Genomic DNA, 25,650 nt, shown 5'->3' with positions numbered 1-25,650 from the left:
CGTAGCAAAAAGGGCCGATCGCGAGATCGGCCCTTTTTCGTTTCCGCTTGGACGGCTTGGCTTATTGCAGCGAGTACGGCGTCAGGAATTGCCACAGGGCGACGGTGGCATCCAGGTTCTGCGTGGTCTTGCCGAGGTAGGCGGTGTAGAGGCTGTACGGTGAATCCGGCCAGGTGTGGCCGCCGCCGTTGATGGTGTAGAGCGAGTTGGCGGCGCCCGCGGGGCACTGGGTGAAGCTGGTCTGGGCCACGGTGGTGCCGTCCTTGACCTGCTGCGGCAGGACGGTGGTGCTCATCGCGGTGGCGGTGCAGCCGTTCTTCACCGCCCAGAAGGCAGTGGCGGCGGAGGCGGATTGCAGGCTGGGTTCGCCCTTGTAGGGCACCACCAGGTCGGAAGTGCCGTCCATGAAGGCCGCCGGCATGGTATGGGTCGGCGTGCACTCGCCGGCTGCGGCCAGGGAGTTGCGCAGGGTTGCAGAAACGGCGACGAAGCCGGCAATCCTGGAGGAGAGCTGGCAGGCCAGGCGCTCGGCCATGAAGCCGCCAGCGGAATAACCCGCGGCGTAGACACGCTTGCTGTCGATGTGGTCCTCGCCGACCGCCTTGTCGATCAGGGCGGAGATGAAGCCGACGTCGTCGACCTTGCTGGTGGAGGACGGATCCTCGTTCCACTTGCCGTTCTCGCCCTGCGGCAGGTACACCCAAACGCCGTAGTCGTGGGCCAGACGGCCGGCGCGGGCCAGGTTGGCCATGGTCTGCGGCGTGATGCCGTGCGCGTGCATCAGGATCAGCGCGGGGGCGTCGGTGGTGGCCGGGTCGGGGCGCACCACGACGTAGGTGCGCGCCAGGCCCTGGTAGGAAATGGTGACGGTGCTGCTGGTGGTGCCCGGGGTCGGGTCCAGGTAGTTCTGGTTGGCTTCCTTCAGGATCAGGGTGAAGGTGGCGATGGTCTGCTGCAAGGTGCCGCCGAGGGTGCCGCCGGACTGGCCGATGATTTTGCCGAGAGCTGCCTGGGTCTGGGCCTCGATCTTCTGGATCGCCGCCTGGGTCTGCTGGCCGGCCTGCTGCAGGGCCGCGATGGCCTTGGCGATGGCGGCGGCCAGGCCGCTGCCGTCACCTGCGGCCTGTGCCATCGGCACCGCCGCGGCAGCACTCAGGGCCAGGGCCAGGCCGGTACGCCGCAGAACACGCGAAGTCTTCTTGCCAACCGCTTGAATTAACATTGAATTTCCCCGAGACCGGAGCTCCCCCGGCGATTTATGTGCGCATCTTACTGGAAGTGCAGGAGCAAGATGCGCACCAACGCACATCATGGGAAATCTTGACCACAGGCAATGCGATACGTCACAAATCGCCTGTTTGTGCCGTCAAATGACGTCAGTCGGCCCCGACCAAGTGGCTACACTGGGGTCTCAATCCGGCTTGCAACGGAGTTCCCGCATGAACGACAGCACCATCGTCCCTTCCGCCGAACCCAGCGAAAGCGAGCGCAGCACGCTGCTGGTGGCCTATGTGCTGTACGGCGTCACCCCGTTCACCTGCGGCCTCGCCGCCGTGGCCGGGGTGATCATCAACCACCTCAAGGTCAACGACACGGCCAATGAATTCCTGCGCAGCCACCACCGTTGGCTGCTGCGCACCTTCTGGTACAGCCTGCTGTGGACGGCGGTCTCGTCCCTGCTGATGTTCACCATCGTGCTGATCCCGGTGGCCTGGCTGGGCTATGTGGCGACGGGAATCTGGTACATCTACCGCGTGGTGCGGGGCGCGATCAATTTCGCCGACCGCAGGGCGATGCCGGTGTAATCAGGACCACGGGGCGTAGCCCGGAAGCGCGAAGCGCTATCCGGGCCGTGGATCGCGTGATCAGGCCGACTTGGCCAGCCGCGCCTGGCGCTGCGCCACGCTGGCGGCGAGGCCGCGCAGCAGTTCGGTGGTGTCGTCCCAGTTGATGCAGGCGTCGGTGACGCTCTGGCCGTAGACCATCCGGTCGCGCGGCCCGATTTCCTGGCGGCCTTCGACCAGATGGCTTTCCACCATCACGCCGACGATGCGGCTGTCGCCGCCGGCGATCTGGTGGCCGACGTCCTGCGACACGGACAGCTGCTTCTTGTGCTGCTTCTGGCTGTTGGCGTGACTGAAGTCGATCATCACCTGCGGCTGGATGCCGGCCTTGGTCAGCGCCGCGCAGGCCGCTTCCACCGACTTGGCATCGTAGTTGGTGCCGGTGCTGCCGCCGCGCAGGATGATGTGCGTGTCGGCGTTGCCGCGGGTTTCGAAGATGGCGGTCTCGCCGGTGCGGGTCAGCGACAGGAAGCGGTGCGGGCTGCGCGCGGACTGCACCGCGTCCACCGCCACCTTGACGCTGCCGTCGGTGCCGTTCTTGAAGCCCACCGGGCAGGACAGGCCGCTGGCCATTTCGCGATGCAGCTGCGATTCGGTGGTGCGGGCGCCGATGGCGCCCCAGCTGACGAGGTCGGCAATGTACTGCGGGGTGAGGATATCGAGGAATTCGACGCCGGCGGGCATGCCGCGGTCGTTGAGGTCCAGCAGCAGGCGGCGCGCCACGCGCAGGCCGCGATCGATGTCGTAGCTGTCGTCGAGACCGGGGTCGTTGATCAGGCCCTTCCAGCCGACGGTGGTGCGCGGCTTCTCGAAATACACGCGCATCACGATCTGCAGCTGCCTGCCGAGTTGTTCGCGCAGCGGCTTGAGCCGGGCGGCGTAGTCCAGGGCGGCTTCCGGATCGTGGATCGAGCAGGGGCCGACGATCACCAGCAGGCGGTCGTCGCGGCCCTGGAGGATGTCCTGGGTTTCGCGGCGCGCGTTGACGGTGGTCTGGGCGGCGGCCTCGGACAGGGGCAGTTCGACCTGCACCTGGGCGGGGGTGGAGACCGCGCTGATGGAGGTAATCCGGAGGTTTTCGGTAACGGTGGTCATGTCTTGCTCATTTTCGACAGCGCGCGGATGCTACCAGAGCCCCCCGAGGGCTGCATCCGTGTTCCGGACAAGCGCTATGCTGGCGGCAACTCGAAAAGCAGCAGTTCCGCTTCGTTTTCCGCTGTAAGTTCCAGTATTGATTCGTTTTCCAGCATCGCCGCATCGCCGGCCCGCAGCGCCAGGCGGCCGAGCTGGACGGCCCCCTTGGCGACGTGCAGGTAGTGCCGGCGGCCCTCTGCCAGCGGCTGCCGCAGGGCCTGCCCGGCCACCGGCCAGGCGATATACAGGTGTGCATCCTGGTAAATGCGGAACGGCGCCGGCTCGCCCTCCGGGGCGATGACCTTGCTGAAACCGGCGCGCAGCGCCGCCTGGTCCAGCATTTTCTGCTGGTAGCCCGGGGCCACGCCGCGCTTGCTCGGCACCACCCAGATCTGCAGGAAGTGCACCGGCTCGGTCTGCGAATCGTTCATCTCGCTGTGCGAGATGCCGCGGCCGGCGCTCATCAGCTGCACCTCGCCATGACGGATCACCGAGCCGCCGCCGGTGGAGTCGCGGTGGCGCAGGCCGCCTTCCAGCACGTAGGAGATGATTTCCATGTCGCTGTGCGAATGCGCCGGAAAGCCGGCGCCGGGCACCACGCGGTCCTCGTTGATCACGCGCAGGTCGCCGTAGCCCATCGCGCGCGGGTCGTGGAAGTCGCCGAAAGAGAAGGTGTGCCAGCTGTCGAGCCAGCCGCGTTCGGCGTGGCCGCGCTGGTCGGCGAGACGGGTGGTGATCATGGCTGCGCCCCTGCTCCGTTGAAACACGCTACATGATGGCAAGGTCGGGGGTGAATGCAAGCCGGTCGCGTAAGCGAGCACGGCGGCTATGCGCCGGGACGGCACAGCCACGCCTGAAGGCGAGCTAGTCGTTGTGTGAGGCGCGCAGGATCTTCAGCTGCTCGGCGTTCTGCAGGCGGTTGGCGCGCCGCAGGTCGGCCTCTGCGTAGCGGCGCTTTTCCTCCGGTGTTTCCGTCAACAACGGCGGCACCGGCCGCGGGCAGCCTTCGGGATCGACGGCGACGAAGGTGAGGTAGGCGGAGAGGATATGGCGGCGCTCGCCGCCGCCGATGGCTTCGGCTTCCACCCGCACGCCTACTTCCATCGAACTGCGCCAGGCGCGGTTGACGGCGGCGTGCATCACCAGCACGTCGCCGCGCCGGGCCGGCGACATGAAGTGCACGGCATCGACGCTGACGGTGACGGTGACGCCGCCGGCATGGCGGTCGGCCACCACCGCCGCGAGGCGGTCCATGTGGGCCATGATCAGGCCGCCGAACACGGTGTCGTTGGAATTCAGGTCGTTGGGAAACACCATGTAGACCTGCTCGCGCACGATGGAGGAGGCGACGGTCCTGGCGGGCAGCGGCTGTTGCGGGGTATCCATGGGCGGAATGTTAGCCCAATCCCCGGGCACAGGAGCCTTTCAGAGGCGGCTAAGCACGCAGCCGCTCAATGTCCCCCGGCCGCCGCGGGACTCGCCGCGGCGCGCGGCTTCTGCAACAGCGGCAGCAGCAACATCGACAGCACCACGCTCCAGGCCAGCAGGCGGTACATGTCGGCGTAGGTCAGCGTCGCCACCTGCACCTGCATCTGTTGCGCCAGCATGCCGATGCTGCCGGCCTGGCTGGCCGCGCCCAGTCCCGGGTGCAGCAGGTCTTGCATGTTGCCGAGCGCTTCGCGCACCGGCTCGCGGCTGAGGCGGGTGGTCTCGGCCATCTGCTGCCAGTGCAGCCAGGTGCGCTGGTTGATGAGGGTGTTGATCACCGCCAGGCCCAGCGCGCCGCCGAGATTGCGGGTGACGTTGAACAGGCCGCTGGCGTTGTGCACCTCGGACGCGGGCAGCGTGCCCAGGGCGAGGCCGGTGAGCGGGATGAAGCTGCAGACGAAGCCGGCGCCGCGCAGCATCTGCGGCAGCACGAACTGGGCATAGCCCCAGTCGGCGGTGAGGCCGGCGTTGAGGAAGGTGCCGGCGGCGATCAGCACCAGGCCGATGGCGATGATCAGGCGCGGGTCCATCTTCATCTGCATGCGGCCGATGATCGGCGCGCTGAAGAACATGGTGCCGCCCTGGATCATCATCACCTCGCCGATCTGCAGCGGGTTGTAGCCGCTGACCTGGCTGAGGAACACCGGCGTCAGGAAGATCAGGGTGAACATGCTCATGCCGAGCGTGGTGGAGACCAGCGAGGTGACGGCGAAATTGCGGTCGCGGAACGAGCGCAGGTCGACGATGGGATGGGCCGCGGTGAAGGAGCGCCAGAAGAACAGGGTGCCGCCGACGATGGCCATGACGGCGCAGACGGCGACGCTGTCCTCGCTGAACCAGTCATGGCGCGGGCCGTCGTCCAGCGTGTATTCGAGGCCGCCGAGGAACATGGCCATGAACAGCAGGCCCCACAGGTCGAAGCGCTTGAACATCGCCGGCTGCGGCTTGTCGATGTCCACCAGGCTCCACACCGCCCAGGCGCAGATCACGCCGGGGCCGAGATTGAGCAGGAACAGCCAGTGCCAGGAGAGTGCGTCGGTGACATAACCGCCGATGCTGGGGCCGAGCGAGGAGGCGGTCATGGTCAGCATGCCGGTCAGCACCTGCGGCACGGCGCGCGACTTCGCGTCCGGGAACATGATGAACATGGTCGCGAAGGCGGTGGGAATCATGCCGCCGCCGAGCAGGCCCTGCAGCACGCGGAACACCACCATCGAGCCGAGGCTCCAGGAGCCGGCGCAGGCGATGCTGGCCAGGGTGAAGCCCACCGCGGAGATGACGAAGTAGATGCGCGTGGACAGCATGCGCGACAGGTAACCCGACAGCGGGATGGCGATGACCTCGGCGATCAGGTACGAGGTCTGCACCCACTGGATCTCGTCGATCGAGGCGGACAGGCCGGCGCGGATCTCGTTGATCGAGCTGGCGACGATCTGGATGTCGAGGATGGCCATGAAGCTGCCCAGGGCCATGGCCCAGAAGCCCCATAGGCTGCGCCGCTTGGCGGCGCGCTGGGCGTCCTCGGCGGGCGAGGCGCTGCCGGTCATCACTGCCTCCTGCACGTGCCTGGCCCGCCCCGCTTCAGCGCTGGCTCAGCGTCGGCGCAGCGGGCTGCTGCTGCGTGTCGACCGTGGCCACCACCGACATGCCGGGGCGCAGGCGGCCGCGCAGGGGCTCGTCCGCTTCCAGCGCGATCTTCACCGGCACGCGCTGCACGATCTTGGTGAAGTTGCCGGTGGCGTTCTGCGCCGGCAGCAGGGCGAACTCGGCGCCCGATGCCGGAGAAAGACTGTCGACATGGCCGCGCAGGCGCGCGCCGGGGAAGGCGTCGACCTTGAGCCGCACCGGCTGGCCGATGCTCATGTGGGTGAGCTGCGTTTCCTTGTAGTTCGCTTCGACGTACACGGCCTGCAGCGGCACCAGCGACAGCAGGCGCTGGCCGGCGGCGACGCGCTCCCCGACGCGGGCGGCAAGATCGCCGACGCTGCCGTCGATCGGCGCGCGCAGGGTGGTGGTATCGAGGTCGATCTGCGCCAGTTGCAGCATGGCGGTCTGCGCCTGCAGCTGTGCCTTGAGTCCCTCGCCCTGCGCCTGCAGGGCGCCGACCTGCTGGTTGGCCGCCTGCAGCGCCGCGTCGTAGCGCGCCACATTGGCCTGGCCGGATTTGAACGAGGCCTGCGAGGCGTCCAGCCGCTGCGAGGTGGCGACGCCGTCGCGCACCAGCTGCTGGGCGCGGTCCCAGTCTTTCTGCAGGCGCACCTGGTCGGCCTGGCTGGCGGCGAGGTTGGCGCGCGCCTCGGCGATATTGGCCTGCTGCAACTTGAGCTGTTGCTCGTTGTTCAGGATCGACGCCTGTGCCGAAGCCACCGCGGCCTGGGCATTGGCGACACGCGCGGCATAGTCGCGCGTGTCGATCTCCACCAGCACATCACCCTTGTGCACCACCTGGTTGTCGACCACGTGCACCGCCAGGATCTCGCCGCCGACGCGCGGCGTGATCACGCTCATGTCGGCGCGCACGTAGGCATCGTCGGTGCTCTGCAGGAAGCGCCCGGTGTTGTACCAGTAGACGCCGAAAGCGAGCGCTGCGGCGGCGGCGACGACGGGGACGGCGATGCGGAAGAAGGCTTTGCGGTTGGCCATTGGGATGCGGCTGGAGTGGGTTGCGCGGCGGGAAATCAGCTGATAATGTAATGAACGTTACAGTTCATTTTGCGACGCCGCAACCTTGAAAGTCAACCGCCAAATCGCCGATGCACGCGAGCCCGCCGCACGCCGCACGCCGCGTGGCGAGGCGCGCCGCAGCGCCCTGCTGGAAGCGGCGCGCGAGGTGTTCCTGGAGCAGGGCTACGAGGGCACCAGCATCGAGGAGATCGTACGCCGCGTCGGCGGCTCCAAGGCCAGCCTGTACAGTTATTTCGGCAGCAAGGAAGGCCTGTTCTGGGAAGTGGCGTACGAGCTGACCGACGAATTCGTCAACCAGCTGGCGGTGCCGACCCAGGCCAACCCCGATCTCGAACAGACGCTCCACACCCTGGGCATGCGCTTCCTGGGCGGCTTCCTCGATCCGGCCGGCTGCCGGCTGCTGCGCACCCTGATCGCCGAGTCGCAGCGCTTCCCCGAACTGGCGCTGCAGTATTTCGAGCGCGGCCCGCAGCGCGTGCGCCGCACCCTGGGCGACTATCTGCGCCTGCAGCGCGAAGCCGGCCGCATCGACTGCGCCGACCCGGACATGGCCGCCTCGCAGTTCCTGGAACTGGTGAAGGGGCCGCCGCACGCGCGCATGATGCTGTCGGTGCCGCCGTTCGGTCCGGGTTTTGATCCGGAACAGCATGTCGCCGGCGCGGTGCGCCTGTTTCTCTATGGCTGCGCACGCCGCTCCCCGTGATCACCATTCCGATCATCACTCATCGCAACTCCTGAAGAAGACCCGCAGCATGAAGACATCCTTCCTGGCCGTTGCCGCCGCCCTGCTCGCCGCCGCTCCCGCCCATGCCATCAGTCTCGGCGACGCCGCCGGCCTGGCCCTGCAGAACGATCCGCGCATGCGCGCCGCCGGCGATGCGGTGCAGGCTTCCACCGCGCAGGTGGACGTGGCGCGCGCCGGCTACCTGCCCAGCGCCACGCTCACCGCCAACACCGGCCTGTCGCGCTATTACCTGTCGCCGGCCCTGGCCAGTTCCATTCCCATCGACGGCCCGCTCAACCCCAACGCCGTCGGCCTTCAGGCCTCGCAGCCGCTCTATACCGGTGGACTGACCAGCGCCACGCTGGCCTCGTCGAAGAGCCAGCTGGAAGGTTCGCAGCAGAGCGAGATCAACACGCGCCAGCAATTGCTGCTGGCGGCCGCGAGCGCCTATCTCGACGTGGAGCGCGACCGCACCGTGATCGATCTGGCCAGCGCCAACGTGGCGGCGCTGCAGCAGGAACTCTCCGATACGCAGAAGCGCTACGCCGCTGGCGAAGCCACGCGTACCGACACCTCGCAGGCGCAAGCGCGGCTGGCCGAGGCGCAGGCCAACCTGAAGCGGGTCGGCGCGCAGGAGAAGATGAGCGAGGCCACGTTCCTGCGCGTGATCGGCATCATCCCGGACCAGCTCGGCAGCGGCTGGCCGGCGCCGGAAGTGCCCGCCACGCTCGACGCCGCCCTGGCCAGCGCCGGCGTCACCCCCGCGGTGCTCGCCGCCGATGCGCAGCGGCGCAGCGCCGAAGCGCAGATCGATGCCGCGCGCGCCGAGTACTGGCCCAAGCTTTCGCTCAACGGTTCGGCCACCGCGCAGGGCGACAGCAACGTCGCCGCCGACCGCTACAAGGACTGGACCGTGCAGATCAAGGCGACGCTGCCGCTCTACTCCGGCGGCGCCACCCGCGCCCGCGTCTCCGCCGCGCAGGCGCAGGCCTCGCAGGCCACCGCCAATCTCGACGACGCGCGCCACGCCGCCATCGAATCCATCACCCAGTCCTGGGCCATGCTGCAGGCGTCGGACGAATTGATCCGCGCCTACCAGGCCGACGTCGATGCTTCGACGCTGGCGCTGGACGACGTGCGCAAGGAACTGGACGTCGGCACGCGCACCACCAAGGACCTGCTCGACGCCGAGCGCGACAAAGTGTCGGCGCAGGTGAACCTGGCGACCAGCCAGCATGACCGGTCGGTGTCGGCGTTTCAGTTGTTGGCGGCTTGTGGGAGGTTGCGGTTGGAGGATGTGAGGTAGGAACTGTTGCTCCTGCTTCTTTCTCCATATCTCCGAGGCTGTGTTGTACGCGCTTGCGCGCGTACACAGAAGTTTCGGAGATAGGGACTACGGGGAGACAAGCCGCGTTCCGCCTGTTCGGCCATGTAAAGCGGCCTATAGCGGGGCCACTTGTTCCCGATGCCGCTCCAATATCCGCCGGTACTGCGAAGGATCCTTGATATGCACCAGGTCCCCTTCGCGCGGGAAGGTCCAGTCGTAGAGCCGCGATAGATAGAAGCGGAACGCGGCGGCCCGCAGCACCAGCGGCCACGCGGCGCGCTCCGCCGCGTTCGGCTCGCGCCGCGCCAGGTAGGCCTCGAGCAGGGCATGCGCGCGCGCCTGGTTGACGTGGCCGTCCGGCTCGGTGCACCAGTCGTTGAGGGTGATGGCCAGGTCGTAGAGCAGGGCGTCGTTACAGGCGTAGTAGAAATCGATCACGCCGCTGAGTCGGTCGTCGACGAACAGCACGTTGTCCTTGAACAGGTCGGCATGGATCACGCCCTGCGGCAGCGCGGCCAGGTCCAGCGTGGCCTGCGCCGCCAGTTCGCTCTCGATCAGCGCGTGCGCCTCCGTGTCCACCTTGGGCAGCAGCGCCTCGGCGGTGCTGCGCCGCCAGTCCACGCCGCGGTCGTTGCGGCAGTGGCCGGCATAGGTCTGGCCCAGCACATGCAGGTCGCCGAGTACGCGGCCCACCGCGGCGCACTGCGCGAGGTTGGGGAACAGCACACTCTGGCCGTTCAGGCGCATCACCAGCGCGGCCGGCTTGTCATGCAGCAGGCTCAGGTTGCGGCCTTCGTTGTCGGGCACCGGCATCGCGCTGGGGAAGCCGCGGTGCGCCAGGTGCTCCATCAGGCCGAGGAAGAACGGCAGGTCCTGGTAATTGAGGCGCTCGAACAGGGTCAGCACCCAGCGGCCTTCGCTGGTGTCGACGAAGTAGTTGGTGTTCTCCACGCCCTCGCCGATGCCCTGGTAGCCGATCAGCTCGCCCAGGGGGAAGCGCTTGAGGAACTCCTGCAACTCGGCGTGGCTGACCTTGGTGAAGACGGACATGGGTGAAAAACGGCCGGCGGTGCTTCAGCCCGTGACGGGCGGGGACGTGAATTGTGCCGGACGCGTCTCGGTCCAGTCGATCACCACGGTGCGGCGCTGGAAGCGCCAGCGGCCATTGTGCCGCAGCAAGCGGTCTTGGTAGCGCATGGCCCAGACCAGGATGCTGGCGGCGCCGCCGCCGAGATCGGTCAGGTGGTTGGCGCTGCAATAGGTCTCCGCCTCGGCGCTGTCGCCGGAGACGGTGACGGTCTGGTTGTGGACCTGGTGCAGGGTGCGGCTGTACATGCCCTTGAGCATGGCGGGGATGCCGCCGATCTGCTCCAGGCCCTGCATGACGAAGCCGGTGCCTTCGATCACGGCATCCGGGGTGAATATCTCGGCCAGCAGGTGCGGCTCGTTGCGGTCCATGGCGCGCGCGTACAGTGCCGCCAGCCGGCGGATCGCGGCCTCGTCGTCGGCCAGCCGCGGCTCGGTGCTGCCCATGCGGAACTCCTCCTGTGCTGATCCCGAGCGACTGTCTCACACCCCACCGCCGGCGCACAACGGCGTGTGGACGCCGGCGCAGGTGCGATTTATTCACGGATAAGCTCTAAACTGCGCCCAGGGGATTTCCGGGATCTGCCGCTTGTTGAAGGACATACTTTACGTCGCCAACCCGCTGGGCCTGCTGCTGGCGGCCTTCGGCGCGGCTTACCTGGCGCCGATTTGCGCCGCCCTGATCTATGGCGACGGCGCGCTGCAGCCCTTCCTGCTGGCCGGCCTCATCGACCTTGCCGCCGGCCTGGCGCTATGGCGCCTGACCCGCCCCTACGCGCGCGATCTCAAGTCTCGGGACGGTTATCTGCTGGTGGCCCTGGCCTGGGTGCTCACCGCCGCCTCGGCCGCCGTGCCGCTGATGCTGGCGATCCCCGGCCTGTCTTTCACCCAGGCCTACTTCGAGGCCATGTCCGGCGTCACCACCAGCGGCGCCACGGTGCTCAGCGGCATCGACAATCTGCCGCACGCGGTGAACCTGTGGCGGCACGAGCTGTGCTGGCTCGGCGGCCTGGGCATCATCACCCTGGGCATGGCGGTGCTGCCGCTGCTCGGCATCGGCGGCATGCAGGTGTACCGCGCCGAGGCCACCGGACCGATCAAGGACAGCCGCCTGACGCCGCGCTTCGTGCAGACGGCGCGCTCGCTATGGCTGATCTACATCGGCCTGACCGTGGCCTGCATGGTGCTGCTGCGGCTGGCCGGCATGAACTGGTTCGATGCCGTCTGCCATGCCTTCTCGGCCTTGTCGTTGAGCGGCTTCTCCACCCACGACGCCAGCATCGGCTACTACAACTCGCCGCGCATCGAGTTCGTGCTGATCGTCTTCATGGTGCTCGCCGGCATCAACTTCGCCACCCATTACACGGTGTGGCGCGGCAAGAGCCTGAAGATCTACCGCCGCGACATCGAGGCGCGCGCCTACCTGCTGGTGCTGCTCGGCAGCAGCGTCTTCATCGCCTGGTACGTCTGGCACCGCGGCGTGTATGGGAACTACTGGCTGTCGCTGCGCCACGTCGCCTTCAACCTGGTATCGACCGTCACCAACTGCGGGCTGGTCAGCCTGGACTACGCGCGCTGGCCGCTGTTCGCCTGCCTGTGGATGCTGCTGCTGTCCTGCGTCACCGCCTCGGCCGGCTCCACCGGCGGCGGCATCAAGATGGTCCGCACGCTGATCCTGTTCAAGCAGAGCGCCGGCGAGCTGTTCGGCCTGGTCCATCCCACGGCGGTGCAGTCGCTCAAGGTCGGCGGCCAGGTGGTGAGCGAGCGCACCACGCTGTCGGTGTTCAGCTTCGTCCACATCTACGCCATCACCGTGATCGCGCTGAGCATGCTGCTGATCCTCAGCGGCATGGACTTCATCACCGCCTTCTCCGCCGTGGTGGCGATGATCAACAACGGCGCCCATGGCCTTGGCGGCGTCGGCCCGTCCCACACCTTCGGCGCCCTCAACGAATTCCAGACCTGGGTCTGCACCTTCGCCATGGTGGCGGGGCGGCTGGAACTGTTCATGATCCTGGTGCCGCTGACGCCCGCATTCTGGCGGGAGTAAAGCGGTGCGCCTTCTGAATTTCCTGGGCGCGTACCTGGTGCTGGCGGCGATCTTCGCGGCGGGGATGTACCAGTTGACCGGTTTGCGCAGTTACCTGGCCCTGGTTGCGCACGGCATCGAGACCAGGGGCATAGTCGTCGGCACAGCCTGCGCGAACCATGACCGTTACCGCTATACCTTCCAGGCCCAAGGCCGATGGTTCAGCGGCAGTGCCAGCGGCGGCATTGCAAAAGACTGTTCCGAACTGAGATCGGGTGAAGAGATCGGAGTGACCTATCTTTCCACCGACCCTTCCGTAAACACTGCCGGCGACGTCAGGCAGCGACGCAACAACGAGATTCTATCCAGCCTGTTGGTGGTCCTGCTGTTTCCGGCAGCGATCGTGCTGCGATTCGGTCTGCGCAGTCACCCGCGGCGCTCGAGGACATAACCGGCTGCGCATAGCCTGACCTGGTCCGAGTGCTGCCGCTGATCACGACAACCGGCCTGGCGTCATCGACGCACGCGCGGCGTGGACTCCGGCGGCAGGCGGTCCGCCGCCAACAGCGCTGCGACAGGGTTCGCGTCGGGCTGGTCGCCGCCGGACGAGCTGCCTAGCAGTTTCATGCGCCGGGCCGCGGCCAGGGCGTTGCCGTCGCCGGTGCTGAGGCGCGCGTCGGCCTCGTCGAACAGCTGCCGCGCGCCGTCGAGCGCCGCGCCGATCCGGCCGAAGCTGTCGACGAACTCGTCCAGGCGCTGCAGCAACTGCTCGCCCGCCTGCGCCACGGCCTGGGCGTGCAGCTCCTGCGCCGCCACCCGCCACAACTGGGCCACCATCCCGACCACCAGGAACAGCGTGCCGGGCGTGGCCACGACCACCTTGTGGCGATGCGCGCGGCCGAGCAACTCGGGATCGCGATCCAGGGCGGCGAGCGCCGCGCCTTCCACCGGCACGTAGAGCAGGGTGAAGGGGATGGGCTTTTCGCCGTCCGCGAGCTCCGCATAGCGGCGCGAACCGAGCAGGTCGATATGCCGGCGCAGCCCGTCCACATGCTGCTCCAGCGCGGCGTCGCGCGCCGCGGCGCCGGAGACGGTGGCGGCTTCTTCCCAGGCATTCAGGTTGAGGCCGGCATCGATCGGCAGGTAGCCGGTCTGGTCCGGCAGGCGCATCGCCACGGGGGGCCGGCATTCGTCGCCGTTGCCGTCCTGATCCGCCAGCTGACGCAGATAGTGCCGTCCCTCCTCGAAACCGGCCGACTGCAGTTGCAGCTCGAGCCGCATATTGCCGAGGGCACCGGCGTTGCCGGGGGTGACCGAAAGGGCGCGGGTCAGGGCTTCGGCCTGGCCGGACAGTTGCCGCTGCGTCCTGCCGAAACCGTCGAGCAGTTGCGAGAAGCCGGCACGGGCATGCGTATCGACCTCGTGCACCTCGTTGATGCGCGCCTGGAATTCGGCCAGCTGATGGCGCAGCGGCGCGACGATTTCGTCGATCGAGGCGCTGTTCGACTGCTGCAGGGTGGAGGCCTTCTCCACCAGCAGTTGGGCGGCCAGCTCACCGAACTGTGCCTTGAGCCTCTGGCCCTGCTCTTCGACCCAGGATTGCTGCGTTTCCAGACGGTCCTTCACCGAACGGTAGTCCTCGCGCAGCTGGGCGAGTTCCCGGTTCAGGCTCTGATTGATCTCCTCCGCCGCGCGCAGGCTGGCTTCCAGCGCAGCCAGCCGCTCCTGTGCCTGCTGCTGCAGCACGGCGCGTTCGCTTAGGGCGCGGCGCTCGGCTTCGAGCTGGCCGCGGCTGTCCGCCAGGGCGCGGATCAGGGTTTCGGATCGCTCGCGCTCGGCCTCCGCGCTTTTTCTGGCCTCGGCGAGCTGCTGTTGCTGCGCGTCCGACTGCGCATTCAGCCTGGCCAGCTCGGCGGCATCGCTCAGCTCCCTGGCGCGGTAGCGCAGGCTCTGCTCCTCGAGTACGCGGCTGAGGGAATCGGCGTTTTCGGCGCGTGCGCGATAGCCCGCCACCGAACGCCGCGCTACAAACCAGACCAGGCCCAGCAACAGCGACACGATCAGCACGTCACGCACAATTTCCATCGTCATGGCTCCCGCTTTCCATCTTCCCCAAGCCCCGCCGTCTTGCGACGCCGTCAATGGCTACCGGGGTGCGGGTATCGGCTCAGGGACGCGCAGCGGTACCGCGCGCGATGGGGCGGTAGACTGTGCACAAACCACCCTGAGCGGATGGACCAGCTTGCTCCGGACGTCCTTGCCGGCTGCATCGCGGCCTCCACTTGCTGCGGAAGCTCCTGGTACTGCGATGCAGATTCTGGACCGATGCTAGGTGCCGAGGTGAACGGCCGTCAAGGATAGCAACGTCCCACGGCGAGAACGGCATCTCAAACCGATTCCCGCAAACCGGGGGTGACGCCGCCAAGGGCTTGTTCCTGTTAGATGAAAGTCAACCCGACCTGGAACAGTTTCTCCACGTCCTTGGTCTTGCGCTTGTCGACGATGAACAGGATGACGTGGTCTTCGGCCTCGATCATCACCTCGCCGTGGGCGATCAGCACGTCCTCGCCGCGCACGATGGCGCCGATGGTGGTGCCGGGCGGCAGCTTGATCTCTTCCAGGCGGCGGCCGACCACCTTGGAGTTGCTGCGGTCGCCGTGGGCTACCGCCTCGATCGCCTCGGCGGCGCCGCGGCGCAACGAGTGCACCTTGACCACGTCGCCGCGGCGCACGTGCGCCAGCAGCGCGCTCACCGTGGCCTGCTGCGGCGAAATGGCGACGTCGATGGCGCCGCCCTCCACCAGGTCCACGTAGGCCAAACGATTGATCAGCGACAGCGCCTTGCGCGCGCCCAGGCGCTTGGCCAGCATGGCGGAGAGGATGTTGGCCTCGTCGTCGTTGGTGACGGCGCAGAACACATCCACGTCCTCGATGTTCTCTTCCATCAGCAGCGATTCGTTGGCGGCGTCGCCGGCCAGCACCACCACGTGGTTGAGTTCCTCGGACAGCTTGCGCGCGCGGTCGCGGTTGCGCTCGATGATCTTGACCTGCACCTTGTCCGACAGCGCGCGCGCCAGGCGCAGGCCGATGTTGCCGCCGCCGGCGAGCATGACGCGCTTGACCGGACGGTCGAGCTTGCGCAGCTCGGCCATGATCTTCGGGATGTGCCCGCGCGCGGCGACGAAGAACACCTCGTCCTCCGCCTCGATCACGGTCTCGCCTTCCGGCAGGATCGGCTTGCCGCGACGGTAGATGGCGGCGACGCGCGCATCGACATCGGCCGGCAGGTGCGAGGGCAGTTCCTTCAGCTGGCGGCCTACCAGCGGGCCGCCGTAATAGGCGCGCACGCCGACCAGGCGCACGCGGCCGTCGGCGAAGTCCACCACCTGCAGCGCGCCCGGGTACTCGATCAGGCGGCCGATGGCATCGGTGACCAGCTGCTCCGGGCTGATGCGCATGTCCACCGACAGCGCGTCCGGCAGGAACAGCTTGTCTTCCTCGCCCAGGTATTCCACCGCGCGCACGCGGGCGATCTTGGTGGGGGTGTGGAACAGGGTCTGGGCGATACGGCAGGCCAGGATATTGGTCTCGTCGCTCTCGGTGACGGCGATGATCATGTCCGCGTCGTTGGCCTGGGCGCGGCGCAGCGTCTCCGGGTAGGAGGCATGGCCGAGCACGGTGCGGATGTCGAGCCGCTCCTGCAGGTTGGCCAGGGCCTGCGCGTCCGAATCCACGACGGTGATGTCGTTGGCTTCGCTGGCGAGGTTTTCGGCGAGAGTGGTGCCGACCTGGCCGGCACCTAGGATGACGATTTTCACAACCGCAGACCTTACCGGCCCCTGTCGGGCGGCGCAAGCGCGGGGCGGGGTCGGAATTTCAGTCTATTGACAGGGGCAGTTCCGTGCCGTTCGAAAAGGCCCCGGATCGAATGCCACGCCGGCACATCCTACAAACTGTGCATTGATCACACCGCCGGCCGCACCGTCTGCACCCGTCCCACCGCCTCGCGCCAACCGGCGTACAGCGTATCCGCCCGCCCGGCATCGAGGACCGGTTCGAAGCGCCGGTCGATCCGCCACAGCGCGCCGATCTCGTCGAGCGAGGCGTAGACGCCGGCTTGCAGTCCGGCAAGCAGCGCCGCGCCCAGCGCGGTGGTTTCCACCGTCTGCGGACGCACCACCGGTATGCGCAGGATGTCGGCGAGGAACTGCATCAGCCAGTCGTTCACCACCATGCCGCCGTCGACGCGCAGCTCGGTCGGCGGCGTGGCGTCGTCGCGCATCGCCTCCAGCAGGTCGCGCGTCTGGTAGCACACCGACTCCAGCGCCGCGCGCACGATGTGGGCGATGCCGGAGTCGCGGGTCAGGCCGAAGATGGCGCCGCGCGCCTGTGGGTCCCAGTAGGGCGCGCCGAGGCCGGTGAAGGCCGGCACCAGGTAGACGCCGTGAGTACTGTCGATGGAGCGCGCCAGCGCTTCGCTCTCGCCGGCCGCGCCGATCAGGCGCACCGCGTCGCGCAGCCACTGCACCGCCGCGCCGGCGACGAAGATGCTGCCTTCCAGCGCATGCGTGGTGTGGCCGCCGAGGCGGTAGCCGACGGTGTTGAGCAGGCGGTGGCGCGACTGCGCCGCCTGGTCGCCGGTGTTGAGCACCAGGAAACAGCCGGTGCCGTAGGTGCTCTTGATCATGCCGGGCTTGAAGCAGGCCTGGCCGACCGTGGCCGACTGCTGGTCGCCGACCATGGCGCCGATGGGGATGGCGCCGCCGAACAAGTCGGCCTCGCTCTTGCCGTAGTCCGCCGCGCTGTCACGCACTTCCGGCAACAGCTTCGCCGGCACGCCGAAGAATTCCAGCAGTTCCGGGTCCCAGTCCTGCGTGTGCAGGTTGTAGAGCAGGGTGCGCGAAGCGTTGGTGGCGTCGGTGAGGTGCAGCTTGCCGCCGCTCAGCTTCCACAGCAGCCAGCTGTCGATGGTGCCGAAGGCCAGCTCGCCGCGCTCGGCCCGCGCCCGCGCGCCGTCCACGTGGTCCAGCGTCCAGGCGATCTTGGTGGCGGAGAAATACGGGTCGAGCAGCAAGCCGGTTTTCTGTTGCAGCCAGCGCTCGCGCTCGGGGCTGTCATGTTCGCGGCACCAGTCGGCGGTGCGGCGATCCTGCCAGACGATGGCGGGATGGATCGGCTTGCCGCTGGCGCGCTCCCACAGCACCGTGGTCTCGCGCTGGTTGGTGATGCCGATGGAGGCGATATCGGATGCCTTGAGTTTTGCCGTGGCCAGCGCCTCCTGCACGCAGGCCACCACATCGTCCCAGATGCGCAGCGCGTCGTGCTCCACCCAGCCGGAATGCGGATAGGCCTGCGGCAACTCGCGTTGCGCCACCGCCAGGCGCGCACCGTCGCGCCCGAAGACGATGGCGCGGCTGCTGGTGGTGCCCTGGTCGATCGCGAGCAGCGCGGTCTGTTTCATCGGATTCTCCTCGGCCTGCTGTGCCGCAGGTGCGATTTGTTCACGGATAGGCTCTTATAGTGACATCTCTAGTGACATCAAGATCAGGGGACTTGCTCATGAGCGCAGACGGATTCCAGGTGCAGATACCGACGGGCCACGCCATCCACGTGCACCGCTGGCTGCCACAAGGACCGGTCCACGCCACCCTGCTGGTCGCGCACGGCATGGCCGAGCACGGCGCGCGCTATGCGCGCCTGGCGCAGGCGCTCAATGCCGCCGGCTGGGCTGTCTATGCGCTGGACTGGCCCGGCCACGGCCTCAGCGTGGACAGCGCCGCCGAGCTCGGCCACTTCGCCGATCATGACGGCTGGAACTACGCGCTGGATGCGCTGTACCGCGTGCGCGGACGGGCGGCGCAGGAGCAGGCCGGCAAGCCGCTGTTCCTGCTCGGCCACAGCATGGGTTCCTTTCTCAGCCAGTACTACGCCGTCGAACACGGCGAGGGGCTGGCGGGCGTGATCCTTTCCGCCACCACCGGCGACATGGGGCCGACACGCGCGGCCGGCGCCCTGCTGCTGAAGCTGGAGGGCATGCTGCTGGGCGTGCGCCACCGCAGCGCACTGGCAGAAGCCTTGTCGTTCAAGGCCTTCAACAAGAAGTTCGCGCCCACGCGCACCCCCGCGGACTGGCTGTCGCGCGATGCGGCCGAGGTGGATAAGTATGTGTCCGATCCCCTCTGCGGTTTCCGCTGCAGCGCCGCGCTATGGGCCAGCCTGCTGGATGCCGGTGCTTCCCTGCGCGATCCGCGGCGCCTGTCGCGCGTTCCGAAGTCGTTGCCGGTGCTGTTGATTGCGGGCAGCAAGGATGCCGTCAGCGGCGGCGCACACGGCCCCGAGCTGTTGGCGCAGGCCTATCGCAGCGCCGGCCTGAAGGACGTGACTGTGAAGATCTATGAGGGCGGACGTCACGAATTGCTCAATGAAATTCCGCAATGCCGTGATCAGGCCACCGCGGATCTGCTGGGCTGGCTGCAGCAGAAGTTAATGCGTAGGTTGGGGTGAGCGTAGCGAACCCCTACGTCTTCGGCTCAGGTCAGGCAATGTTGGGGTTCGCTGCGCTCACCCCAACCTACGAGACTTGCCATCCCGAGCGCGGCGAGGAATCCGGCCCTGCCATGGTGAATGAGGACGAGATCCTTCGCCGCGCTCGGGATGACAAAAAAATTACGCGGCCTGCACTGCCGGCCCGGAGGTCAGCACCGGCCCGGTCGGCTTGCCTGTCGGCGAGCCACCTTGCGGCTCCAGGCTGACGGCCAGCGTGATGCCGCCCTGCGCCAGCATTGCCTTCGGCAGGGCCATGCTGCCATTGCCCTGCACCGGCAGCAGGCCGATCGCCACCGGTCCCTGCGGCGAGATCCACCACAGCTCCATGCTGTGCTGGCCGAGTTGCGGGTAATCGCCGGCCGCGGCCACGGTCATCCGACCCTTGGCCAGGGACAGGCTCACCGTCCACTGCATGGTCGAATCCGGCACCTTCAGCTGCGCCACGTAGACCGGCGCCGCCGGCGCCACGGCAGTCGGGGCCTGTGCCACCGGCGCGGTCTCGTGCGCGCCGGGCAGGATACCGCGCTGGCCCAGCATCACCACCACGACCACCGCCGCGGCGGCGGCGAGGCCAGCCCAGATGCGCCGCATCGGCACCGGCTTCGGCTCCGCCGGACGGGCGCGCAGCGGCACGCTGTTGCCCGACTCGATGCGCCGCAGCAGCGACAGCCACACGGTCGGGGCCGGCGTCACCGGCTTGACCGCGAGGGCCAGCCGGCCGAGGCGCGTCTCCCAGAAATACTGCTCCGCGCGCAGCGCCGCGTCGGCGCGCGCCAGCCGCTCAAAACGCCTGCGCGCCGGACCGCGCAGCGTGCCGAGTACGTACTCGGCCGCCAGCATCCTGCGCAACCTGGCATCCTGATACTTCATTCCTGCTCCACCACACCGCCGACCCCTTCCAGGCAGTCACGCAGGCGCGACAGGCCTCGCCGCACCCAGCTCTTCACCGTACCCAGCGGCGCCTTCATCGCCCGCGCCAGCTCCTGGTGGGTGTACCCCTCGTAATACGCCAGCAGCACACTCCGGCGCTGCTCGTCCTGCAGGCCGCGCATGCAGTCGCGCAGCTTGTCGATGCCTTCACCCTCGATGGCGCCGTCCACCGGGTCCTGTCCCGGATCGGCCAGCGTCATCGGCGGTTCCTCGCCTTCTTCCGGCATCTCCACTTCCGGCCGCTTCATGCGCAACAGATCGAGCGCGCGATAGCGGGCGATGGTGGAAAGCCAGGTCAGCGGCGCGCCCCGTGCGGGTTCGTAGGTTTCCGATTTCTGCCAGATCTTGAGGAAGCAATCCTGCAACGCCTCTTCCGCCCAATCCCGTCGTTGCAGAATACGCAGCAGCAGCCCGAACAGATGCGAGCTGCAGCTTTCATAGAGCTGGGCGAACGCGCGCTGGTCGCCGCCGCCGATGGCGGCAAGCAACTGGGTCAGGCGTTCCGGGTCGGCTGTGGCGGAGCTCATGTCGCGTTTTTCAGGTGTCGCTTGGGCTCGGAGTCGGGACCGATCATAGCAAGGCCTTGCGGCGGGGTCGCTGGTACGTGGATCGGGCCGTTTTGGTTGCAGCGAGGGGTGACAAATCTGCCCCGGACCGCGTTGCCGCCTATAATTGCGCGGTTTCCCCTGCGAGTTTCCCGCCCGTGAATGCCGCCTTCCCCAATACCCGCCCGCGCCGCCTGCGCAGCGCCGAATTCGTCCGCGCCCTGGTGCGCGAAACCCGCCTCGCCCCGGCGCAGCTGATCCAGCCGTTGTTCGTGGCCGAAGGCGCGCTGAAGGGTCCCATCGTCTCGATGCCCGGCCAGACCCGGCTCGATCTCGACGAGCTGGTGCGCGAGTGCGCCGAGCTGCAGAAGCTGGGCATCGTCGCAGTGGCCCTGTTCCCGGTGATCCCGCCCGAGCTGAAGACCGAGCATGGCGGCGAAGCGCTCAACCCGGAAGGCCTGATTCCGCGCGCCATCCGTGCGGTGAAATCGGCCTGCCCGGGCCTGGGCGTGATCGTCGACATCGCCCTCGACCCCTATACCAGCCACGGCCATGACGGCGTGCTCGACGCCTCCGGCTACGTCGACAACGACGTCACCGTGGAAGCGCTGCGCAAGCAGGCCCTGGTGCTGGCCCGCGCCGGCGCCGACGTGCTGGCGCCTTCGGACATGATGGACGGCCGCGTCGGCGCCGTACGCCAGGTGCTGGAGCGCGACGGCCAGAAGAACGCCCTGATCCTGTCCTATGCCGCCAAATACGCCAGCGCCTTCTACGGCCCGTTCCGCGATGCTGTCGGCACCAAGGTGGCGCTGAAGGGCGACAAGCGTACCTACCAGATGGATCCGGCCAATACCGATGAAGCGTTGCGCGAGGTGGAGCTGGACCTGAGCGAGGGCGCCGACATCGTCATGGTCAAGCCGGGCATGCCCTATCTGGACATCATCCGTCGCGTGAAGGACCGCTTCGGCGTGCCGGTGGCGGCGTACCAGGTCAGCGGCGAGTACGCCATGCTGCGCGCCGCCATCGCCAACGGCTGGCTCGACGAGCGCAAGGTGGTGATGGAGTCGCTGCTGTGCCTGCGCCGCGCCGGCGCCGACATGATCCTCACCTACTTCGCCAAGCAGGCCGCGCAGTGGCTGGCGGAAGGCCCGGCGTGATCGTCCTGTGGCAGTTCGGGCCGGCCCTGGGTTTGCCCAGCGCCAGCCCGTTCTGCATCAAGGCGCAGACCTGGCTGCGCCTCGCCGGGCTGGAATACGAGGCGCGCAACGCCCTGACACCTAGGCAGGCGCCGCTGACCAAGCTGCCCTACGTGGAAGTGGACGGCCGCAAGATCGCCGATTCCGGCTGCATCGCGCGCGAGTTGTCGGCGGCGCGGGGCATCGACCTGGACGCCGCGCTCGACGCGCGCGGCCGGGCCGTCGCCCATGCCTTCATCCGCATGGCGGAAGAACACCTGTACTGGGCGGTACTGTATAGCCGCTGGCTCGATCCCGCCCACTGGGAGGCGATGAAGCGGTCCTTTTTCGCCGCCCTGCCCGCCGTCGCCCGCGGCCCGGTGGCCAAGCTGGTGCGGCGCAAGGTCGAACGCGACGCGCGCGGCCAGGGCCTGGCGCTGCACTCCCCGGAGGAAATCTACCGCCGCGGCGCCGCCGACATCGCCGCGTTGGCGGACCTGTTGGGCGAACGACCCTACATGATGGGCGCCGAGGCGAGCACGCTCGACGCCAGCGCATACGCCATGCTCGCCAGCTGCTGGGAAGCGCAGCTGGATACGCCGCTGAAGGCCGCGGTGGGACAACATCCCAACCTGGCTGCCTACTGCGCCCGCATGAAACTCCGCTGTTTCAGCTGAATGTCCATCCTGGACAAGACCGCACCATCCATGGTGCGGTCTCTTCAAACAAGCCCGATTCCATGGACCATTACGCAGTATTAGGCCAGCCCGTCGCGCACAGCCGCTCGCCGCGCATCCACAGCCTGTTCGCCGCACAGAGCGGCGCGCAGCTGTCGTATGAGGCCATCGAGGTGGCCCAGGATCAGCTGGCGGAGAAGCTCGCCGCGCTGCATGCCGCGGGCTATGCCGGCTTCAACCTGACCCTGCCGCACAAGACCGCCGCTGTCGCCTTGTGCGAAAGCCGCAGCGAACGCGCCGAGCGCGCCGGGGCGGTCAATACCCTGATCCGCACCGCCACCGGCTGGCGCGGCGACAACACCGACGGCGCCGGCCTGGTGCGCGACCTGCGCCACAACCTCGGCGCGGCCATCGCCGGCAAGCGCGTGCTGGTGCTGGGCTCGGGCGGCGCCACCCGCGGCATCCTCGCGCCTTTGCTGGCCGAGCAGCCGGCCGAACTGGTGGTGTCGGGCCGCAACCCCTGGAAGCCGGAAGAACTGGCCCTGGCGTTCAAGGCCGTGGGGCCGATCCGCCCGGCCACCCACTACGCCCTCAAGGGCGACCGCTACGATCTGGTGATCAACGCCACTTCCATCGGCCACCAGGGCGGGGTGCCGCGCCTGCCGCCGGAACTGTTCGCCCCCGGGGCCCTGGCCTACGACCTCAACTACGGCAAGGCGGCGGAGCCGTTCCTGCAGTGGGCCGCCGCGCAGGGCGCGGCAAAACGCGCCGACGGCCTGGGCATGCTGGTGGAGCAGGCGGCGGAATCGTTCCTGTTGTGGCGCGGGCTGCGGCCCGAGACCGCCGCGGTGCTGGCCGAGCTCAGGCAGCCCTAACGGTTGCTCGCCTGGCCCGCCAGGGCGCGGCGGAAATCCCAATCCTGCACCAGGGGCACGGTGGCGTTGATCAGGGAGTCGGACAGCACTTCGTAGTAGTTTTCCTGCGAATAGGAGCGGCCGAAGCGCTGGGCCGTGCCGCTGGCACTGCCGCTCCACAGGGTCACCCCGGCGCGATTGCGCACCGAGAGGTGCAACTGGACGGTGCCCTTGTACAGGCTGGTTTCCTCGACGAAGAAATCCCGCACTTCTCCTGACACGATGACGTCGCCGCCGCTGTCCACCGTGTCGAGCCCGGCGCGGTCCAGGATCTGGCGCACATTGGCGCTGACGAATTCGCCGACGTTGCCGCTGGTGGTGACCGGCCTGGGAATCGCGTCCTCGCGGTTTTCCGCGATCAGCGCCGGCTGCTTGCGTGCATCGACGAATGGTTCGAACTGGATTTTCGAGCGCCGGGCCTCACTCAGGTCGACGCCGCCGAAATTGAGTTCAGAGGTCGGTTTCCATACCAGCGGCACGTCGTTCAGCGGCTGGGTGGCGCAGGCTCCAAGGTTCAGTGCGAGCAGGACGGCGGCAAACAGCTTGCGATTACTCATGAAGTCTCCTGGGGCGCGTCGTGGGGCGGGATTGCGCGGTACCTTGGACAACGCGCCTGCCGCCAGGTGCCGCGCACGAGGGCGGCGCGGAACCGCTTTCAGCCGGAAGTCGAGGAGGACTGGGCGGCCTGTTCCGCGGCGTTCTTCGACTTCACCATCCAGCGCGCACCGAGGATGCCCAGCTCGAACAGGATGTACATCGGCACCGCCAGCAGCACCTGCGACAGCACGTCCGGCGGCGCCAGGATGGCGGCGACGAAGAACACGCCTACCAGCACGTAGTCGCGCCGCGCCGCCAGCTGCTGCGGCGTGACGAAGCCGGTCCAGCACAGCAGCACGATGGCTGCCGGCGTCTCGAAGGTGAGGCCGAATACCAGGAACAGCTTGATCACGAAATCCAGGTACTTGCCGACGTCGGTCATCACCGACACGCCTTCCGGCGCCACGCCGACGAAGAACTTGAACACCGCCGGCAGGATCAGGAAATAGCAGAAGGCCACGCCGATGTAGAACAGCAGGGTGCTCGACACCAGCAGCGGCACCACCAGGCGGCGCTCGTTGCGATACAGGCCGGGCGCGACGAAGGCCCAGATCTGGTACAGCACCCAGGGCAGGGCGACGATGAAGGCCAGCATCGCCGCCAGCTTGAACGGCACCAGGAACGGCGCCGCCACCTCGGTGGCGATCATGGTGCCGCCGGCCGGCAGCAGGCGCAGCATCGGCTCGGCCAGCAGGTGGTAGATGTGCCGGGCGAAGAACGCCATCGGCAGGAAGCAGACGAAGATGCCGAGCAGGGCGCGGATCAGGCGCGAGCGCAGCTCGATCAGGTGCGCCAGCAGCGGCTGCTCGCCGCCGCCCGGGACATCGCCGGACTGGCCCAGGGCGTTCTGCTCTTCAGCCATGTTCGGCCGGCGGCTTGCTCACTGCCGTCGTCGTAGGCTTGGCCTCCTCGACCAGCTTGTGCGTTTCGTTCTGCAGGCTCTGCGACTGCTCGCGCAGGATGCGCTGGGCGTCGTCGATCTGCTTCTTCAACTCGGCCACCTGGGTCTCACGCTCCAGCTCGGCCGTGAGGTTGCGCATGTAGACGCGGGCCTTGCCGGTCCAGCGGCCGACGGTGCGCGCCACCGCGGGCATGCGCTCGGGGCCGAGCACCACCAGGGCGACGACGAAGCACAGCAGCAGTTCCGAAAAACTGAAATCGAGCATAGGGCGCGGTCCGCCGGAACCGGGTTCGGTACGGGGCCTCTAGACCTTGTCGCTGTGCGCCGAGTTCGAGGACTGCGGCGGCACCGGCTTGGATTCGCCTTCGATCACCTCGGGCGCCTTGGCCGGACGCGCAGCCTCGTCCTCGCCCTCGCGCATGGCGGTCTTGAAGTTCTTCACTGCCGAACCGAGATCGCCACCGGCATTGCGCAGTTTCTTGGTGCCGAACACCGCAATGACGATGACCAGCAGGATCAGCCAGTGCCAGATGCTGAAAGTACCGGAAAACATTTGAATTCCTCGCTACTGCCTGGTTTCAGGTCAGTTGTTGGTACGGGCGGCCTTTTCTTCGAGGCCGGAGCGGCCCATACGCCGCGCCAGCTCGTCGGTCAGGACGCTGAGGGGGAGATCATACGCCGCCAGCAGCACCAGGGTGTGAAACCACAGGTCGGCCAGCTCGTGGGCCAGGGCGCCCTGATTTTCCGGCGTGCCGCCGGAGAGGGGCAGATTCTTCGCCGCGATCAGGGTTTCCCCGGCTTCCTCGGCGACTTTCTTGAGAATCGCGTCGATACCCTTGGCGTACAGCCCGGCGACGTAGGACTGCTTCGGGTCGGCGTTCTTGCGCTGCTGCAGGGTGGCGTAGAGCTGCGCCAGCACCGCGTCGGCGTCGGACGGCGTACTCACCGCCGCACCCGCACGCCGTACTCGGCCAGGTATTGCTTGGCCTGGGCCCAAACGGTGTCAGGTGCCGTTGTGGAAGATACTCGCGACCAGCACCGCATCGGC

At 67.8% G+C, this 25,650-nt stretch carries 27 protein-coding genes; 9 read left to right on the top strand and 18 right to left on the bottom strand.

The features are described 5' to 3' along the window. Positions 1 to 61: 61 nt before the first annotated feature. Positions 62 to 1,222, bottom strand: coding sequence for a CE1 family esterase (locus tag BP26_RS27405; protein ID WP_051748462.1), 1,161 nt, complete (start codon positions 1,220 to 1,222; stop codon positions 62 to 64). A 217-nt stretch (positions 1,223 to 1,439) separates the two neighbouring features. Here BP26_RS27405 and BP26_RS0106490 point away from each other — a divergent pair, with 217 nt between their 5' ends. Next, complete coding sequence (locus BP26_RS0106490) at positions 1,440 to 1,805, top strand: DUF4870 family protein (protein ID WP_051748461.1); 366 nt, start codon at positions 1,440 to 1,442, stop codon at positions 1,803 to 1,805. Positions 1,806 to 1,865: 60 nt separating this feature from the next. On the opposite strand, the gene BP26_RS0106485 is transcribed toward BP26_RS0106490, so the two are convergent. The 5 genes from BP26_RS0106485 to BP26_RS0106465 form a co-directional block, all read right to left on the bottom strand. Beyond that, complete coding sequence (locus BP26_RS0106485; protein ID WP_029919762.1) at positions 1,866 to 2,939, bottom strand: 3-deoxy-7-phosphoheptulonate synthase; 1,074 nt, start codon at positions 2,937 to 2,939, stop codon at positions 1,866 to 1,868. A gap of 74 nt (positions 2,940 to 3,013) precedes the next feature. Beyond that, positions 3,014 to 3,718 carry a pirin family protein gene (locus tag BP26_RS0106480; RefSeq protein ID WP_029919761.1) on the bottom strand — a complete coding sequence of 235 codons (705 nt, stop codon included), beginning with the start codon at positions 3,716 to 3,718 and terminating at the stop codon, positions 3,014 to 3,016. 124 nt (positions 3,719 to 3,842) lie between these two features. After that, the gene (locus BP26_RS0106475; RefSeq protein ID WP_029919760.1) at positions 3,843 to 4,364 is read right to left on the bottom strand and encodes an acyl-CoA thioesterase; all 522 of its coding nucleotides are present in this window, start codon (positions 4,362 to 4,364) and stop codon (positions 3,843 to 3,845) included. Between the two features lie 65 nt (positions 4,365 to 4,429). Further along, positions 4,430 to 6,013: a DHA2 family efflux MFS transporter permease subunit gene (locus tag BP26_RS0106470; protein ID WP_029919759.1), complete on the bottom strand. Its 1,584-nt coding sequence runs from the start codon at positions 6,011 to 6,013 to the stop codon at positions 4,430 to 4,432. A 34-nt stretch (positions 6,014 to 6,047) separates the two neighbouring features. Further along, positions 6,048 to 7,109 carry an HlyD family secretion protein gene (locus BP26_RS0106465; protein ID WP_084182869.1) on the bottom strand — a complete coding sequence of 354 codons (1,062 nt, stop codon included), beginning with the start codon at positions 7,107 to 7,109 and terminating at the stop codon, positions 6,048 to 6,050. 85 nt (positions 7,110 to 7,194) lie between these two features. Here BP26_RS0106465 and BP26_RS0106460 point away from each other — a divergent pair, with 85 nt between their 5' ends. Both BP26_RS0106460 and BP26_RS0106455 read left to right on the top strand, forming a co-directional pair. After that, positions 7,195 to 7,854 (top strand): TetR/AcrR family transcriptional regulator, encoded by a 660-nt coding sequence (locus BP26_RS0106460; protein WP_051748459.1) that lies wholly within the window; start codon positions 7,195 to 7,197, stop codon positions 7,852 to 7,854. Between the two features lie 49 nt (positions 7,855 to 7,903). Beyond that, positions 7,904 to 9,181 carry a TolC family outer membrane protein gene (locus tag BP26_RS0106455; RefSeq protein WP_169740656.1) on the top strand — a complete coding sequence of 426 codons (1,278 nt, stop codon included), beginning with the start codon at positions 7,904 to 7,906 and terminating at the stop codon, positions 9,179 to 9,181. 135 nt (positions 9,182 to 9,316) lie between these two features. On the opposite strand, the gene BP26_RS0106450 is transcribed toward BP26_RS0106455, so the two are convergent. After that, positions 9,317 to 10,252 (bottom strand): homoserine kinase, encoded by a 936-nt coding sequence (locus tag BP26_RS0106450; protein WP_029919755.1) that lies wholly within the window; start codon positions 10,250 to 10,252, stop codon positions 9,317 to 9,319. Positions 10,253 to 10,276: 24 nt separating this feature from the next. Further along, entirely contained in the window at positions 10,277 to 10,735 is a 459-nt protein-coding gene (locus tag BP26_RS0106445; protein ID WP_029919754.1) for a nuclear transport factor 2 family protein, read from the bottom strand. 145 nt (positions 10,736 to 10,880) lie between these two features. Here BP26_RS0106445 and BP26_RS0106440 point away from each other — a divergent pair, with 145 nt between their 5' ends. Beyond that, positions 10,881 to 12,338 carry a TrkH family potassium uptake protein gene (locus tag BP26_RS0106440; RefSeq protein WP_029919753.1) on the top strand — a complete coding sequence of 486 codons (1,458 nt, stop codon included), beginning with the start codon at positions 10,881 to 10,883 and terminating at the stop codon, positions 12,336 to 12,338. A gap of 4 nt (positions 12,339 to 12,342) precedes the next feature. After that, on the top strand, positions 12,343 to 12,768 hold the full coding sequence (locus tag BP26_RS0106435) for a hypothetical protein (RefSeq protein WP_029919752.1): 426 nt from the start codon (positions 12,343 to 12,345) through the stop codon (positions 12,766 to 12,768). A gap of 62 nt (positions 12,769 to 12,830) precedes the next feature. On the opposite strand, the gene BP26_RS0106430 is transcribed toward BP26_RS0106435, so the two are convergent. The 3 genes from BP26_RS0106430 to glpK all read right to left on the bottom strand — a co-directional run bounded on the left by BP26_RS0106430 (position 12,831) and on the right by glpK (position 17,778). Beyond that, positions 12,831 to 14,408 (bottom strand): DNA recombination protein RmuC, encoded by a 1,578-nt coding sequence (locus BP26_RS0106430; RefSeq protein WP_029919751.1) that lies wholly within the window; start codon positions 14,406 to 14,408, stop codon positions 12,831 to 12,833. A 347-nt stretch (positions 14,409 to 14,755) separates the two neighbouring features. Continuing rightward, positions 14,756 to 16,135 (bottom strand): Trk system potassium transporter TrkA, encoded by a 1,380-nt coding sequence (gene trkA, locus BP26_RS0106425; RefSeq protein ID WP_029919750.1) that lies wholly within the window; start codon positions 16,133 to 16,135, stop codon positions 14,756 to 14,758. Positions 16,136 to 16,281: 146 nt separating this feature from the next. After that, positions 16,282 to 17,778, bottom strand: coding sequence for a glycerol kinase GlpK (gene glpK / locus BP26_RS0106420; protein WP_029919749.1), 1,497 nt, complete (start codon positions 17,776 to 17,778; stop codon positions 16,282 to 16,284). Between the two features lie 98 nt (positions 17,779 to 17,876). On the opposite strand from glpK, the gene BP26_RS0106415 reads away from it, so the two are divergent. Beyond that, a complete protein-coding gene (locus tag BP26_RS0106415) occupies positions 17,877 to 18,821 on the top strand; it encodes an alpha/beta hydrolase (protein ID WP_029919748.1) in 945 nt (314 codons plus the stop codon). 162 nt (positions 18,822 to 18,983) lie between these two features. Here BP26_RS0106415 and BP26_RS0106410 read toward each other — a convergent pair whose 3' ends face one another. Then, positions 18,984 to 19,733: an anti-sigma factor gene (locus tag BP26_RS0106410; protein WP_084182867.1), complete on the bottom strand. Its 750-nt coding sequence runs from the start codon at positions 19,731 to 19,733 to the stop codon at positions 18,984 to 18,986. Next, the gene (locus BP26_RS0106405) at positions 19,730 to 20,320 is read right to left on the bottom strand and encodes a sigma-70 family RNA polymerase sigma factor (RefSeq protein WP_029919746.1); all 591 of its coding nucleotides are present in this window, start codon (positions 20,318 to 20,320) and stop codon (positions 19,730 to 19,732) included. The genes BP26_RS0106410 and BP26_RS0106405 overlap by 4 nt, the downstream gene beginning before the upstream one ends. 176 nt (positions 20,321 to 20,496) lie before the next feature. Between BP26_RS0106405 and hemB the strand changes: the two genes are divergently transcribed. From hemB to aroE, 3 genes are all read left to right on the top strand, one after another. Then, a complete protein-coding gene (gene hemB / locus BP26_RS0106400; protein ID WP_029919745.1) occupies positions 20,497 to 21,495 on the top strand; it encodes a porphobilinogen synthase in 999 nt (332 codons plus the stop codon). Continuing rightward, positions 21,492 to 22,190, top strand: coding sequence for a glutathione S-transferase family protein (locus tag BP26_RS0106395; protein WP_029919744.1), 699 nt, complete (start codon positions 21,492 to 21,494; stop codon positions 22,188 to 22,190). The genes hemB and BP26_RS0106395 overlap by 4 nt, the downstream gene beginning before the upstream one ends. Before the next feature lie 62 nt (positions 22,191 to 22,252). Continuing rightward, the gene (gene aroE, locus BP26_RS0106390; protein WP_029919743.1) at positions 22,253 to 23,065 is read left to right on the top strand and encodes a shikimate dehydrogenase; all 813 of its coding nucleotides are present in this window, start codon (positions 22,253 to 22,255) and stop codon (positions 23,063 to 23,065) included. Here the strand turns inward: aroE and BP26_RS0106385 are convergent. The 5 genes from BP26_RS0106385 to BP26_RS0106365 all read right to left on the bottom strand — a co-directional run bounded on the left by BP26_RS0106385 (position 23,062) and on the right by BP26_RS0106365 (position 25,548). Further along, positions 23,062 to 23,661: a hypothetical protein gene (locus BP26_RS0106385; protein ID WP_029919742.1), complete on the bottom strand. Its 600-nt coding sequence runs from the start codon at positions 23,659 to 23,661 to the stop codon at positions 23,062 to 23,064. The two genes, aroE and BP26_RS0106385, sit on opposite strands and share 4 nt — an antisense overlap. A gap of 98 nt (positions 23,662 to 23,759) precedes the next feature. After that, complete coding sequence (gene tatC, locus BP26_RS0106380) at positions 23,760 to 24,563, bottom strand: twin-arginine translocase subunit TatC (RefSeq protein WP_051748457.1); 804 nt, start codon at positions 24,561 to 24,563, stop codon at positions 23,760 to 23,762. After that, positions 24,556 to 24,867 carry a Sec-independent protein translocase protein TatB gene (gene tatB, locus BP26_RS0106375; RefSeq protein ID WP_051748455.1) on the bottom strand — a complete coding sequence of 104 codons (312 nt, stop codon included), beginning with the start codon at positions 24,865 to 24,867 and terminating at the stop codon, positions 24,556 to 24,558. Before tatB ends, tatC begins: the two co-directional genes overlap by 8 nt. A gap of 39 nt (positions 24,868 to 24,906) precedes the next feature. After that, a complete protein-coding gene (gene tatA, locus BP26_RS31245; protein WP_029919739.1) occupies positions 24,907 to 25,155 on the bottom strand; it encodes a Sec-independent protein translocase subunit TatA in 249 nt (82 codons plus the stop codon). Between the two features lie 30 nt (positions 25,156 to 25,185). Then, positions 25,186 to 25,548: a phosphoribosyl-ATP diphosphatase gene (locus BP26_RS0106365; protein ID WP_029919738.1), complete on the bottom strand. Its 363-nt coding sequence runs from the start codon at positions 25,546 to 25,548 to the stop codon at positions 25,186 to 25,188. Positions 25,549 to 25,650 lie beyond the last annotated feature (102 nt).

It is taken from the genome of Nevskia soli DSM 19509 (assembly GCF_000711955.1).
GTDB lineage: Bacteria > Pseudomonadota > Gammaproteobacteria > Nevskiales > Nevskiaceae > Nevskia > Nevskia soli.
The sequence above is the reverse complement of the archived record's forward strand: the minus strand, read 5'-3'. Positions and strand labels throughout refer to the sequence as shown.

Bases quoted from the DNA above. Each gene is read 5' to 3' on its own strand.
- BP26_RS0106455 (WP_169740656.1), top strand. From the start codon at position 7,904: ATGAAGACATCCTTCCTGGCCGTTGCCGCCGCCCTGCTCGCCGCCGCT.
- aroE (WP_029919743.1), top strand. From the start codon at position 22,253: ATGGACCATTACGCAGTATTAGGCCAGCCCGTCGCGCACAGCCGCTCG.
- BP26_RS0106430 (WP_029919751.1), bottom strand. From the start codon at position 14,408: ATGACGATGGAAATTGTGCGTGACGTGCTGATCGTGTCGCTGTTGCTG.
- BP26_RS0106415 (WP_029919748.1), top strand. From the start codon at position 17,877: ATGAGCGCAGACGGATTCCAGGTGCAGATACCGACGGGCCACGCCATC.
- tatA (WP_029919739.1), bottom strand. From the start codon at position 25,155: ATGTTTTCCGGTACTTTCAGCATCTGGCACTGGCTGATCCTGCTGGTC.
- BP26_RS0106450 (WP_029919755.1), bottom strand. From the start codon at position 10,252: ATGTCCGTCTTCACCAAGGTCAGCCACGCCGAGTTGCAGGAGTTCCTC.
- BP26_RS0106385 (WP_029919742.1), bottom strand. From the start codon at position 23,661: ATGAGTAATCGCAAGCTGTTTGCCGCCGTCCTGCTCGCACTGAACCTT.
- tatC (WP_051748457.1), bottom strand. From the start codon at position 24,563: ATGGCTGAAGAGCAGAACGCCCTGGGCCAGTCCGGCGATGTCCCGGGC.
- BP26_RS0106445 (WP_029919754.1), bottom strand. From the start codon at position 10,735: ATGGGCAGCACCGAGCCGCGGCTGGCCGACGACGAGGCCGCGATCCGC.
- glpK (WP_029919749.1), bottom strand. From the start codon at position 17,778: ATGAAACAGACCGCGCTGCTCGCGATCGACCAGGGCACCACCAGCAGC.
- BP26_RS0106465 (WP_084182869.1), bottom strand. From the start codon at position 7,109: ATGGCCAACCGCAAAGCCTTCTTCCGCATCGCCGTCCCCGTCGTCGCC.
- tatB (WP_051748455.1), bottom strand. From the start codon at position 24,867: ATGCTCGATTTCAGTTTTTCGGAACTGCTGCTGTGCTTCGTCGTCGCC.
- BP26_RS0106485 (WP_029919762.1), bottom strand. From the start codon at position 2,939: ATGACCACCGTTACCGAAAACCTCCGGATTACCTCCATCAGCGCGGTC.
- BP26_RS0106470 (WP_029919759.1), bottom strand. From the start codon at position 6,013: ATGACCGGCAGCGCCTCGCCCGCCGAGGACGCCCAGCGCGCCGCCAAG.
- BP26_RS0106480 (WP_029919761.1), bottom strand. From the start codon at position 3,718: ATGATCACCACCCGTCTCGCCGACCAGCGCGGCCACGCCGAACGCGGC.
- BP26_RS0106405 (WP_029919746.1), bottom strand. From the start codon at position 20,320: ATGAGCTCCGCCACAGCCGACCCGGAACGCCTGACCCAGTTGCTTGCC.
- BP26_RS0106475 (WP_029919760.1), bottom strand. From the start codon at position 4,364: ATGGATACCCCGCAACAGCCGCTGCCCGCCAGGACCGTCGCCTCCTCC.
- BP26_RS0106410 (WP_084182867.1), bottom strand. From the start codon at position 19,733: ATGAAGTATCAGGATGCCAGGTTGCGCAGGATGCTGGCGGCCGAGTAC.
- BP26_RS0106490 (WP_051748461.1), top strand. From the start codon at position 1,440: ATGAACGACAGCACCATCGTCCCTTCCGCCGAACCCAGCGAAAGCGAG.
- BP26_RS27405 (WP_051748462.1), bottom strand. From the start codon at position 1,222: ATGTTAATTCAAGCGGTTGGCAAGAAGACTTCGCGTGTTCTGCGGCGT.